Origin of the sequence: Streptococcus gallinaceus (genome assembly GCF_040545695.1) — a bacterium.
Taxonomy (GTDB): Bacteria; Bacillota; Bacilli; order Lactobacillales; family Streptococcaceae; genus Streptococcus; species Streptococcus gallinaceus.
This window is the reverse complement of sequence record NZ_JBEPMK010000001.1, coordinates 14,028-26,528: the sequence shown is the minus strand read 5'-3', so window position 1 is coordinate 26,528 and position 12,501 is coordinate 14,028. Positions and strand designations below refer to the sequence as shown.

The 12,501-nt window shown below is 43.8% G+C and carries 15 protein-coding genes and 1 pseudogene; all 16 read right to left on the bottom strand.

What is annotated here, in order from left to right:
* Window positions 1-120: 120 nt before the first annotated feature.
* The gene (locus ABID27_RS00185) at window positions 121-543 is read right to left on the bottom strand and encodes a dehydroquinate synthase/iron-containing alcohol dehydrogenase family protein (protein WP_253365914.1); all 423 of its coding nucleotides are present in this window, start codon (window positions 541-543) and stop codon (window positions 121-123) included.
* Between the two features lie 31 nt (window positions 544-574).
* Entirely contained in the window at window positions 575-889 is a 315-nt protein-coding gene (locus tag ABID27_RS00180; protein WP_354279929.1) for an iron-containing alcohol dehydrogenase, read from the bottom strand.
* Window positions 772-1,050 carry an iron-containing alcohol dehydrogenase gene (locus tag ABID27_RS00175; protein WP_354279927.1) on the bottom strand — a complete coding sequence of 93 codons (279 nt, stop codon included), beginning with the start codon at window positions 1,048-1,050 and terminating at the stop codon, window positions 772-774. Before ABID27_RS00175 ends, ABID27_RS00180 begins: the two co-directional genes overlap by 118 nt.
* A gap of 8 nt (window positions 1,051-1,058) precedes the next feature.
* Window positions 1,059-1,298: a hypothetical protein gene (locus ABID27_RS00170; RefSeq protein ID WP_253365910.1), complete on the bottom strand. Its 240-nt coding sequence runs from the start codon at window positions 1,296-1,298 to the stop codon at window positions 1,059-1,061.
* Window positions 1,299-1,518: 220 nt separating this feature from the next.
* Complete coding sequence (locus tag ABID27_RS00165) at window positions 1,519-1,755, bottom strand: hypothetical protein (protein ID WP_253365908.1); 237 nt, start codon at window positions 1,753-1,755, stop codon at window positions 1,519-1,521.
* A complete protein-coding gene (locus ABID27_RS00160; RefSeq protein ID WP_354279423.1) occupies window positions 1,752-2,345 on the bottom strand; it encodes a poly(ethylene terephthalate) hydrolase family protein in 594 nt (197 codons plus the stop codon). The genes ABID27_RS00165 and ABID27_RS00160 overlap by 4 nt, the downstream gene beginning before the upstream one ends.
* A 286-nt stretch (window positions 2,346-2,631) precedes the next feature.
* Window positions 2,632-3,696, bottom strand: coding sequence for an MmcQ/YjbR family DNA-binding protein (locus tag ABID27_RS00155; protein ID WP_354279421.1), 1,065 nt, complete (start codon window positions 3,694-3,696; stop codon window positions 2,632-2,634).
* Window positions 3,697-3,734: 38 nt separating this feature from the next.
* Window positions 3,735-4,982 (bottom strand): carbohydrate-binding domain-containing protein, encoded by a 1,248-nt coding sequence (locus ABID27_RS00150; RefSeq protein ID WP_354279419.1) that lies wholly within the window; start codon window positions 4,980-4,982, stop codon window positions 3,735-3,737.
* 158 nt (window positions 4,983-5,140) lie between these two features.
* Entirely contained in the window at window positions 5,141-5,311 is a 171-nt protein-coding gene (locus ABID27_RS00145) for an LPXTG cell wall anchor domain-containing protein (RefSeq protein WP_354279417.1), read from the bottom strand.
* Window positions 5,253-6,668, bottom strand: coding sequence for an MSCRAMM family protein (locus ABID27_RS00140; protein WP_354279415.1), 1,416 nt, complete (start codon window positions 6,666-6,668; stop codon window positions 5,253-5,255). Before ABID27_RS00140 ends, ABID27_RS00145 begins: the two co-directional genes overlap by 59 nt.
* A gap of 183 nt (window positions 6,669-6,851) precedes the next feature.
* On the bottom strand, window positions 6,852-8,567 hold the full coding sequence (locus ABID27_RS00135) for a cache domain-containing sensor histidine kinase (protein WP_354279413.1): 1,716 nt from the start codon (window positions 8,565-8,567) through the stop codon (window positions 6,852-6,854).
* Window positions 8,567-9,298: a response regulator transcription factor gene (locus ABID27_RS00130; RefSeq protein ID WP_253365896.1), complete on the bottom strand. Its 732-nt coding sequence runs from the start codon at window positions 9,296-9,298 to the stop codon at window positions 8,567-8,569. Before ABID27_RS00130 ends, ABID27_RS00135 begins: the two co-directional genes overlap by 1 nt.
* A 55-nt stretch (window positions 9,299-9,353) precedes the next feature.
* Entirely contained in the window at window positions 9,354-10,337 is a 984-nt protein-coding gene (gene msrB / locus ABID27_RS00125) for a peptide-methionine (R)-S-oxide reductase MsrB (protein WP_435533064.1), read from the bottom strand.
* A gap of 150 nt (window positions 10,338-10,487) precedes the next feature.
* On the bottom strand, window positions 10,488-11,228 hold the full coding sequence (locus ABID27_RS00120) for a TlpA family protein disulfide reductase (protein WP_435533060.1): 741 nt from the start codon (window positions 11,226-11,228) through the stop codon (window positions 10,488-10,490).
* Between the two features lie 24 nt (window positions 11,229-11,252).
* Complete coding sequence (gene ccdA2 / locus ABID27_RS00115; RefSeq protein ID WP_253636130.1) at window positions 11,253-11,957, bottom strand: thiol-disulfide oxidoreductase-associated membrane protein CcdA2; 705 nt, start codon at window positions 11,955-11,957, stop codon at window positions 11,253-11,255.
* 129 nt (window positions 11,958-12,086) lie between these two features.
* A pseudogene (locus tag ABID27_RS00110) lies at window positions 12,087-12,497 on the bottom strand (hypothetical protein); the annotation flags it as partial.
* Between the last annotated feature and the right edge of the window lie 4 nt (window positions 12,498-12,501).

Genomic DNA, 12,501 nt, shown 5'->3' with positions numbered 1-12,501 from the left:
GCCCTTTTCCAGACTTTTCTAAAATTTTCTGATAATTTTGTTGCTTTATCATTTTAGCAAGCGACACTTCTAGCAAATCATCCTAAAATTATATATCAGTTGAATATACTTCAGCTATTTTTAATTCTCCAATAGCTGTTCCAAGACCGCTTCAAAACCCTTTTCTGTCCAGATGACAGGTACGGGGTAGATGGCGTTGGCTTCTGCTATGGCTTGTTGGATGAGTTGAGGAAAATCTTCTTTTTGCAATTCTGGAATGGTAGCTGAAATACCAAATTGGTCTCGGAATTCCTTTAATTTAGCAATAAATACTTGCGCTTTTTCTTCTTGAGTCCGTCCTTCTAAGCCAATCCAATCTGAAAAATCTGCTAATTGCGGATGCACAGCTTTATCAAATTGCTCTAAAACAAGAGGCATGAGTCTGCTGTTGATTTCCCCATGGACCAAGCCGTAGCAAGCTCCGATGGCATGTGAAATAGCGTGGATGTAGCCGACAAAATTGGTCGTAATAGCAAGACCTGCATAGTAAGAACCTACCAGCAAGTGCTCACGCGCCTCAAGATTGCTCCCATCTTCAACAGCTAGGGGGCAAGTTTGTCATGAGAAGGGGCAGAGCTTTTTGACCAACCTCCTTGGTCTTGCGGCTGGCATAGCGATTGGTCAGTATTTCGATGACATGACTAATCGCATCCATCCCAGATGAGATGGTTAAAGAAGCCGGCAATGTCGCTGTTAGTTGAGCGTCTAAAATGACACCCTTTGGGACTAACTTCAAGTCGTTGATTGGTTTTTTGACGTGTTTGCCATCGATTTCCTGAGTAATAACAGCATCTGCTGTAACCTCTGATCCAGAACCTGCAGTTGTTGGCATCGCATAAAAAGGCGCAATGACCGTGTTAAGAGGCTTGGATGTGACGGGTCAAATTTTGGATTTGAGACACAAGCACCTGTAATCTTGGCACAATTAAGTACAGAACCGCCACCAATGGCAACAATAGCTTGGTGACCTTGAGACAGATAGGCCGATTTGGCCGCTAGGACATTCTCAATCGTTGGGTCTAGCTGTATCTCTGTAAAAATACTATAGCTGATACCAGCTTGGTCAAACCTGCCAAACTTCCCCGCTTCACCATACCAGGAGTGGTTATGACAAAGACGGACGTAATCTCCTCTTTCTCCAATAAATCCGCTAAGTTATCTAGCTTCCCAGTACCGACGACCAACTCTTGCTTATAGGGAATCATCCCCATCACCTTAGCAGTAATCAATTGTCTGGTTCGTACGAAATAACGTGTCATCTATCTTCTCCTTAAACTGTTTAGCATTATAGCACATTCTCTCATAAAATAGGAAAATGCTTGTTCATGACAAAAGACAGTAGACTTTCTACCGTCTCTTAATTTTATTTACTTGCGACTACATCTTTATAATCGGAGTTTTGCTTGATTTCCGCATCAGCTCCACAAAAGGCTTTCCCTGCTTCTGCATCATCGGTCAAGTAATATCTAAACCAAGCTGTCATATAGCCATCCATTTGCAGATGAGAATTTCCATGGTCAACACTTTTTTTCGAGCATAGAGTTTGGCAACTGTGCTTGGCAACTTCTGATAATTCTCCTCCAGACTCCACAGGGGCGCAATCCCTTGCATGATGCCCTTCTTCTCGTTTGACTCAATGTCTTTGGCCTCAGCCGTCCCCGCGTCAAACGCTCCCGTTCCCGCTGTCATGAAGGTCGGTGCTGCAATTAAGCTCATGTCGTAAATCCAACCACCTGAAAAACATTGGTATGATAAGACGAAGTTGGGCTGACCGCGTAGACAGCTTTGATCCGATCTTTGTTGCTCCATTTTCCAGCCATATTAAAAACTGCTGGACCGCCCTGCGAGTGACCTCCAATCCCAATCCGCTCCGGGTCTAATTTTTGATAAAAAGGACTCTCTTTTCGACTGTTTGCCTCAATCAGAAAATCAATTATCTTATTGAGCGACTCACCTGTCCGAGTATTCTCATCATCATTTCCAACGGCAATAAATCTCCAAGAAGCTAAATGGGTCAAAAATGCTTTATAGGTGCTGGATTTGCTGCCTGTTCCATTGGCAAAAATGACAATCGGACACTTTTTATCCGAGTTTTTCATTTTCTCAGGATACCAAAGAGCATATTTTTTGATGACCTCGTCATCCGTCTTGTATTCCGTATAAGAGACCTTATCCTCTCCCGTGGCTGTATAGATTTTCTCAATCTTTCCAGCTGTCTTGGTGTACTTAGTATAATTGCCCTCTTTTTGCTTCCCAACAAAGAGCAATGCCGCAAGTGCAATCAGTAAAATAACAATAATAACCAATAAAATTTTTCCTATCTTTCAAATCATTCCCATGATTTCTTCCTTTTCACTATATAGCTACCATATTACCACACTCCTACCTCTCCTCCTAGTAAATGACTTCATGTTGGTAGCATGTCCTAATGTGCAGATGAAAATCTTGTCATGTTAGCTGCATAGCTCAATCTACAACCGGAAATCTTGTCATGTTGACTGCATGGCATCATTTCCAAATGGAATTTTTGTCACGTTGACAGCATGACGTCATTTACGAGTAGAGACTGCCTCATGTTGCTAACAGAATAGTTTATGGCTTGTTATGTTTCAAACTCTCTTCCACCGCTTCTGCCAATACTTTGGTCATGCGGCGTGGTCCGCGGACCGACTTGACTCCCAGCTCTTTCATGCGTTCCAGAGGAAATTCTTGCGATAAAAAAGTATGAATCAACTCCACCTGCATGAGGGACTTTTTCCCTTCCTCGGGATAGAGGGTGTTGGGCACCTGACTAGCCAATACTTTACAAAGATAGCGCAGTTCTTGCGCGGGGGATGTCACATACATGGCAACCAAGTCCCCTTTTTGAATAGTAGCTTTCTGCGTCCAGTAGACTATCTTGTGTTCCGCAAATTCGGCATCCAAATCAAAGACTTTTGGATTGGCCGGAATCAGCCAATAATCCGGCCCACTACTTGGATAATAGCCCTTTGGTGCTGTCAGACTTCTGCTGGCAGCAAGGAGGGAGAACAACTCCGCATCCGACAATCCATCGTCTAAAACAACAGAAACCCAGGACTTTTTGGACATGTGATAGGATGGATAGACCGATGGTAACGCAAGCACTTGCTCCATTTTCTCAGCTGGAACCTTTATATTTACCACTTCAACTTCTCTGTCAACTACTGTTGAGTCTAATTTCCCCATTTGTAAGGGAAATACAAGCGCATACCATTTGCCTGCTACTCGATAGGAAAAATACTGGGGATGCTTTTCAAAAGGACGGTCCGACACATCGCCCCACTCCTTGGCAATATACTCCACTAACCTTATCCCCTGCTGGGAGATTGCCAATTTTTCATGACTACAAGCCGCCACAATCTTTTCCAAAACAGCCGTATAGGCCTGCCGCACTTGTCCAACGAATGCACCTCGGACCTGGCTCACACGAAAGGCCGTATACTCTTCCTCCAAGTCTAGGTCCCACACACGGCTATGGACAGAACCATCCGCACGCAGCCAGACCTGAGCTTGAAAGGCACCGTCTAACATCTCTTCTTTATAGAAATAATCCGCCCCATCTCTGACGAAACCAAAAGCCAGCAGACTGCCCCGATTGATTTCTTTTCCTTTAAACATCTCTTCTTCTATCGTCATTCTTTCTCCTCCTACGGAAAAAGCGACTCGCGTCGCCTCTAATATGCTTGTGTCATAGCCGTTAATTGGACACTTTGACCTGCTGATGTTGTCACAGTGTACATTTCTCCCAGCTTCAGGTCAGCTGAACTGAAGAGAATGTGAGAGGCTCCAACGTTACTAGTGTAGGTTCCTACTACATTACCAGCTGCATCTCTCACCTCTAGACGGTCTCCCTTAGCCACATAAAACTCATCTGCTAAAAAGGGTTGACTAGCCAGATGAAAGACTTCTGCACCAATCAAAGAGCCCAGCCCCCAAAGAGTGCCACCTGCTAATTGACTCTGTCCTTCGACATCCAAACTTCCCTCAAATTGAGAGCTCGTTTCAAGAGCAAATTGACCACCATTCACTGTCAAAGACCCATTGGAATCCAAGGCGTCACCCGCAGCTAGAATACTTACTTCGCCACCATTCATAACGATATCAACATCCGACACAGCACCTTCTTCATAAAAAGGATCTTTGGAAACAATTCCATCATCTGCAGAAACGATTTTACTCACTCCACCATTGATTGTCACATGTTTGCCAACATAGCCTTCATAGGAGTTAGTCACCGAAAGATTCCCGTGATTGATAATGAGCTGATTTCCTGCCACGAGACCTGCATTTCCCTTGTCAGAATTAGTCGAAAGGTTCATTTCGCCACCGTTGATGGTGAGATTGGCTTGCTCAGGGTCCTTATCGTGTAGGGTTGCCAGTCCAGAACCTTGCGACTCAATCGCTATTTTCCCGTCTTCCACCACTAAATCTTCTGTGGCAAAAATCCCGTACTTAGAAATAGCTGTCATGGTGAGACTACCCGCACCTGTGATGGTCACATTGGTTGCAGAAATCCCTGTCTCTGCTTCAGACAAGGTATTCTTCGAACCTTTTGCCAGATGAATGATATTTGTCCCTTTAGACTTCATGGAAATCGAAGCTATTTCAAGACTATCCAAGACCAGAGTGACATCCTCCGTCACCTGATCTCCGACTTGAATAGTCACTCCCTTTCCTTTTCCAGAAATATAAAATTCCCCACCCGCAGTAATCTGGATGTTTTTTCCGTCTACCGTAACCGCCTCACTGTTACTGCTACTTTCATCATTTTTCACAAGAATTTTCTGCCGATTATCCTCTTTCTTAGAAACCGACTTGGGTACTAAAGCCACTTCGTGCTCCTCGAGATACGAAATACTCGCCATGGTCGCTCCCGTCAATAGAAGAACAACCGCTGCTAGTAAATACAGCCTTTTTTCCATCACATATCCACCTTGTTATACTTATATATAAGTATAACACAGATTCTCAGATAAAAAACCGACGACGACCAAAATCTGAAAAGTTGGGGCAGGAGAAAAGACTGGATGAGTTGATCCAGTCTTTTTCACACAATTACCCTTTTATTACAAATATAGCACTAATCTTTTTTCATCTTTTTACCGAGACCAAACAAGATGAGAGTAGTAGATAGGATGAGTCCGATAAAGCTGAGGAATACTGTTGAGCGTTCACCTGTATGTGGCAAGGCTTTAGCTGCTTTCCCTTTTCCAGTAACTGCTTTTGGAGACGTTACTGTAGTCGTGCTCACTTTTTTTGTCGGCTGCCATCGATGAAGTTTCTGCAGATTTTGACTCTTTGGATGGTTTGTCTTCCTTGTAAGCCGAGTCAGTTTTGTCTTGTTTTGCTTTTGGTTCTTCCTTCTTAATTTGGTCACCCGCTAGGAAGAAAGTAGTTGAAGAGCCTGTTGTGACAGGTTTTGTCATCTCGACACCATTCACCACTGCAGTATAGATGGTTCCGTCAAGCAGGCTATTTTCAAAGGTTACATGACCTGTTTTATCGGTCACACCCTTTGCCACTTCTAGGCCTAACTTGTTTTTCAAGACGACTTCTTGACCAGCCAAGGCTTCTGATTCTTCATTGACCACTTTGATAATGGCCTTTCCAGCTGAAAATGTAACTTTTTGTGTTCCTTTTCCTTCCACATAAAAGGCAGCCGCTTTTTGACTCTTATCTTGGTCAGTACGAACAGTGTAGCCCTGCGGTTTGCCATCTACATTTACACTGATATTGCGAGATAATGGCAAATTGTCAAAACGAACTTGGCCCTTGTCATCCGTTTTTTGAACAGCCAGTTCAACTGACTTTCCGTCAGTGATGTCATACAACCGAACTTCTTTCCCTGGAATGACACGTTGGTCCTTGTCTAACACCGTTGCTGTAAAGCTAAAACTTCCTTTGACAGGTGTGGCGTCTGCTTCTTTTGGCGCTGGGGATGGAATTGCGGAAGCAAGTCTTTCAATCAATAGAGACCGGCTTTGCTCTGGTAAAATAGGGTCTTTCTGCACACCATTGACAAATACATCATAGAATGTTCCATCCACTAACTTGTCAGCAAAAACAACCTTACCAGAAGCGTCTGAAATCCCTTTTCCAACTTCTTTGCCTTCTTTGGTTTTGAGACTAACCGACTGACCTGAATAGACTTCACCCTCTTGGTCACGGATGGTCAGAATGATAGACTGTTTGCTGTAAGACGGTGCTGCTGTACCGACACCATCAGCCTTAAAACTTCCTGTCTGAGTGGAGCCGGCTACATCTGTCCGAACAGTGTAACCTTTGACAACACCATCAACAGAGACACTGAGACTACGAGATAGAGGGAGATTGCTAAACGTTGCTTGACCATTTGCTCCTGTTTTTGCACTGGCCACAACTTTTGCTACACCATCAGTCACATCACTCACGACGACTTCTTTACCTGCCAAGGCATGGTCATCCTTGTCCAAAATGGTTGCCACAAAATTAAACTCTTGGCCAATCGATGCCACGCGTGGTGCTGCTTCCTCCGCCAATGCAGCATTGGGACCAGCCATATATACTGCTAATCCAGAAAGAGTTTCTACAGTGAGGAGACTGAGCTTGCGATAGGATACATGTTTCATAAAATATACCTTTCTACTTAACTGATTAACTATATAACTAAATAACATTTTATTTAGTTATATAGTTAATCAGTTAAGTATTTTACCCTGTAATCTTATCAGACCTACTATGACTTGTCAAGAGAAGAACACGATAAAACCACTCCTATTCTATGATAGGGGTGGTTTGCTGTGTCTTAGAGTTTAGTTTTCCGAAGCAGCCGCTACTAGAGCATTTTTACGAATATGCAAGCGAATATCCGTGTAGGCATCAGCTTGACTATCAATGGTCATCTGATAGGCCTCTCCGTATTGCAACTGTAGACGCTGGTCGATATTGGCTAGGCCTACACCGCCGCGTTCTAATTGCGCCTGACTTTGCTTTTGCTCTTTATATCCTGAGCCATTATCCCAGACAGATAGGATGAGTTCCTCATCATTTTCCAAGACAGATACCTTGATTTTACCAGGTCTATCCACTTCCTTGATGCCGTGGTAAATAGCATTCTCAACAAGGGGCTGCAAGATAAGTTTGGGAATCAACAGGTCCTGATAGCTAGCCAAGGGCTGAATCTCATAACTGAGCTTGTCGCCGTAACGTTCCTTCTGGATAAAGAGATAGTGTCTGACATGTTCTAATTCATTCGCAAGGGAAATCCATTCATTGCCTTGATTCAGAGCCAGTCTAAAATACTGGGCTAGCGATTTGGTCAAACTCACCACGCGCTTGCTATCGTTAAATGACGCCATCCAGACAATCGTATCCAAGGTATTGTAGAGAAAATGCGGATTGATTTGACTAGCTAGCGCTTCTAGGCGATAGCGACCGATTGCCTGTTCATTTTCCGCAACAGCTTGCATCAAGCGGTCATTCTCGTCCAACATGGCATTAAATTGCTGGGCCAAGTCCACCAGTTCCTTGGAGCCCACTTCCCGGGCACGAAGCTGGTAATTGCCTTGTTTGATATCTTCTATTACCACCTGCAACTCACGAATAGGCCGAATCCACAAACGCAACATCAGCATAATTCCCAACACGCAAATGACCGTCACCGCAGCGCCAAAGCCAAAAAGTGACCAAAACGTCTGTGATTGCAACTGATGCAAGCGCTCAAGAGAAGCCACTCCCACAATCGTCCACTGGCTTGTTGGCAGAAGCTTTTGATAGACAAAACGATTTTCAGAGGCCACATAGCCGTTTTTCTGTGCCAAATAAGGCGTCAGCGCAGCCATTTCTTCCTTAGAAGAATAGACTGAGCTCATGGGATGGTAGACAAATTCATGCTGATTATTGACGATAAATGCAAAGCCTTTTTGTCCTAGCTTGACCCCATTTAGGGAACTCGTGATGGTATCATAGCCCAAGTCCAGGCGCAAAACACCTAGATTGTTCCCATTGCTGTCCACGACTTCCTGAGTTACAGACACCACCCACTTGTCTTTTTGATCGGCCAGTTGGCGTGCCGGTGTGAGGACGGGCATGGCCTTTTGGTCAATGGCTTTTTGGTACCAATTTTCTGCCATCATATCAGACGATGTTTTCATGCTGAGCGACGGATTGGTGCTGAGGAGCCGTCCATCTTTAGTCACGAGTACAGCTTGGAGCAAGTCCTTATTGGTAGCCAAAACGGTCTCCAGTAACTTCGTGACATCAGCGTCAGCTTGCTTCTTGCTATCAGAGGCAAAGGATAGGACTATTGGATTTTGGGAAAGGGCAGAGCTGGTAGTCTTTAACTGCTCCATGTAGCGGTCAATGGACTTGGCACTCTGCTGAATACTCTGACGAGTCTCATCTTCAATCAGCTGCCGAATGGTCTTTTCGCTCGACTGATAATAAGCCATCCCTAAACTCGTCACCAAGCATAGCACAACCAGGCTAAAGGAAAGCATCAATTGAACCAACAAGGGCATTTTTTTCATCAACTCTCCTCCTTTTTAAACTGTCTCGGGGTCTTCCCCACAATCTGCTTAAAGCGTGACGAAAAGTAATTCATGTCTTCAAAGCCAACCTGCTCTGCTATTTCATAAATCTTCAGATCCGTCGTTAACAGTAAAATCTTCGCCTTTTTCATCCGCTCCTGAATCAAATAATCTTGAAAGGGCAGTCCCAATTCTTTTTTCAAGAGCACACTTAGATAATTGCTGCTAAAACCAAATTCATGTGCGAGGCCTTTCAAAGACAAGCCAGGATCCCCCAGACTTTCTTGAATCCGTGCCTCAATAGCCGTCACTTCCTTGTTTTGTGTCAAGACTTGCAGCTTTTTTTGCTTTTTCAGCTCATCTAGCTGCTTTTTAACCTTAGCCAGAATGCCTTCTACATCCTCAACGGAAAAAGGCTTCAAAAGGTAGTCATCTGCCCCCAATTTCAAGGCAGACAGGGCGTAGTTAAAGTCGTCATAGCCCGTCAAAAAAATCAAGCGTGTGGCAGGAGCTTTTTCTTTGATGAGCTGCGCCAGTTGAATGCCGTTTAACTTGGGCATATTGATGTCCGTTAGGACAATATCATAATCCTCTTTTTGATATAAGTGCCAAGCCTCTTGGCCGTTTTCAGCCTCGTCAATCTGACCAATACCGAATTGCTCAAAAGAGACCAAAGAACGAATACCTTGTCTCACAAGGTACTCGTCTTCAACGATTAGTAAACGATACACACGATTCTCCTTGGTGATTCCTTCTCTTATTATAGCAAACAATCACCACTTCTGCTTAGTCCACTTCATTTAAGAGATAATCATAGCCTTTTTCAGCCATCTGGTCCTTTGGAATGAAACGGATAGACAGGCTATTGATACAGTAGCGCAAGCCTCCTTTGTCAGCTGGGCCATCTGTAAAGACATGCCCAAGATGAGAGTTGCCGCTACGACTTCTGACTTCTGTTCGTTCCATATTAAAGCTGGTATCTTTCTTGTAAGACACGACATCAGGACTAATCGGGCGACTAAAACTTGGCCAACCACAGCCCGACTCAAATTTATCTTTGGAAGAAAAGAGCGGCTCACCTGTGACGACATCGACGTAAATCCCTGGTTTAAATTGATCCCAGTAACGATTTGAGAAGGCTTTTTCTGTTTGATTTTCTTGAGTGACCTTGTACTCATCTGCTGAAAGCATCTTTGTAATCTCTTCCTGAGACGGTTTTGGGTACTTGCCCTTATCGATAACAGGGTAAGTAGCCTGACTGAGATTGATATGGCAGTAGCCGTTCGGATTCTTTTTCAAGTAATCTTGATGGTAATCTTCTGCCAACACCCAGTTGGCAAGCTTGGCTTTTTCTACCACGATAGGCTTTTCAAAGTCAGCGGATTTTTCCTTAAAGACCTGCTCAATGGTCTCCTTGTCTGACGCATCGGTGTAATAGACGCCGGTACGGTATTGACTACCGCGGTCATTGCCCTGCTTGTTGACGCTGGTAGGGTCAATGATTCTAAAGTAATGCAGCAAAATCTCTTTCAAGCTAACTTGATTGGCATCGTAGGTCACATGAACCGTTTCGGCGTGTCCCGTCTGCGAAATCAAGTGATAATTGGTCGTCTCATCCTTGCCGTTGGCATAGCCGGATTCAGCATTTAAGACACCGGGGACTTTCTCAAAATAAGCTTCCACACCCCAAAAGCAGCCGCCTGCTAGATAGATGTCTTTCTTGTTTACCTTGCCCATTTTCTTCTCCATTTTCCGGTCATTGTCCTTCATAAAAGGCTTGCTCATCTGCTCCTTAGGAGTGCGCTGGGCTGAAGTCATCGCACTTTTTCCTGCCACTAGATAAAAGACACCACCAAGCAAGACCATACCCAGAAGCAAGATACCTACTAGTTTAAAGCGTCCTTCCATGATTTCTCCTCCTTACTTGAGCTCTTTCAAGGTTTGCTCAATCGCCTCTTTTTCCATAAAACCAACCTGAGTTTTGGCAAGATTGCCCTCGCTGTCAATAAAGGCAGCTGTTGGATAAGAGCGTACGCCATAATCTTCTAGCAATTTACCGCTATTGTCCACCAAGACTGGCAAACCTTTAAAGTCCGTTCCCTTAAACCATTTTTTGAAATCAGCTTCGCTTTTTTCACCATTTTTAGTTGGAGACACGACGGTCAATACCACAAAATCTGTATCTTTTTGCTGAGCTAATTCCTTGGTATCAGACAAGGTTGACAAGCAGATAGAACACCATGATGCCCAGAATTTCAAGTAAACCTTCTTGCCCTTGTAGTCAGACAAACGGTGCGTTTTACCATCCAAGTCCTTCAAGGTGAAATCAGGCGCGGCTTGATGAGACATCATATCGGATTCTTTAGTCATCTTGTCATCTGACATCTTATCTGAAGATTTCATATCTGAGTCTATCTTGTCAGATGAGTTCATCATCTTATCAGACTGCTTCATGTTATCTGATTTTTTCATCTTATCAGATGACATTTTCTTATCCGATTTGTCCATCTTATCGGACATCTTATCCTTTGACATGCTAGATGACATCGACGTTTTGTCTGACATCTTGTCTTCTTTCATGTTATTTCCAGCTCCATTTGAGCAGGCGCAAAGCATGGCTGCGCAGACCAATCCTGTTGTCAAGCGAATCATTTTTTTCATTTTAAGACCTCCATTTGTCATTTCCTAATGCAATAAACTAGCGAGACTGTTTAATTGACCAAACATCAAAATCAGTCCCATCACGATAATCAAGGCTCCGCCCACTTTTTTCAATAATCCAATATGTGGCTTCAAGCGATTAAACTGCTTCAAGACCATATCCTGTGCCAGAGATAAGAGAATAAAAGGAATTCCCAAACCTAGCGTGTAAACCAGCATCAAGAGCCCACCTTGTAGTGCTCCTTTTGATCCTGTCGCCGCAATAGCTAGAACCGAGCTCAGAACCGGTCCCACACAAGGCGTCCAGCCAAAGCTAAAGGTCAAGCCCAATAAGTAAGCACTGAGAAAGGCATTGCGCTCTTTCTTATGCTGATAAATTAGCGACTTTTGCAACTCCAAGCGCCTAAAGGTTAGGACACCCATCTGATGAAGCCCCAGCGCAATCACGATTAGCCCCAGCAGAATTCTAAACCAGTCTGCATAGAGAACCTGACCCAGCGCACCTGCACCATAGCCCAAGAGGACAAATATCGTCGACAGACCTAGAATAAAGACCAAGGTCTTTGCGGCACCATACCAATTAAACGTCCACCTCCCTATCCGAAACACTCGCCTCTCACCCACATCTAACAACAAGCCCAGATAAACCGGCAAGACCGGAAAAATACAAGGCGAGAAAAACGACACCAAGCCAGCCAGAAACACTGACCCAACAAACACAAAATCCATCTCCTCATCAACTCCTCTCTTAAGATACCTCCATTTTACGCCATCCCTCGCCACAAAAACATAGACACCCACATGCAAAAACTTGAATTTGATAAGAAAACACACACAGTTAGGACTGTGTGTTCTGAGTTAAGAGCCTTTAGCTATCCAACCAATAGCGTCTTTGGGAGGATTATTGATATCAATCCAGATGAATTCAATTCCAATGATTGATGAGTTCTTAAACTTGGTTAAACGAATAGCGTTAGTATTTAGATCAACTAACTTTTCATAGGTTAGCGCTTCTCTTTCTCGGAGTTGAAAAACTCCTCTTAAAAGCCACTCACCTAAAATACCTTATTTATGAGTTGATTGTATCGCTTTTCCATTTTCTTGATTAATATACGCTTCAATCTCATCACCGGATGCAAGGAACTTCAAAGTAAATACTCGATTGTCTTTGTCCAAAGCCGATTTTCGCTTATTCTTTTCATCAAAAGTATCAATGGCCTTACCGAAGAAATCTGTATGAGTGTCATGAAAATGCTTAGCGTCTGGTATAACT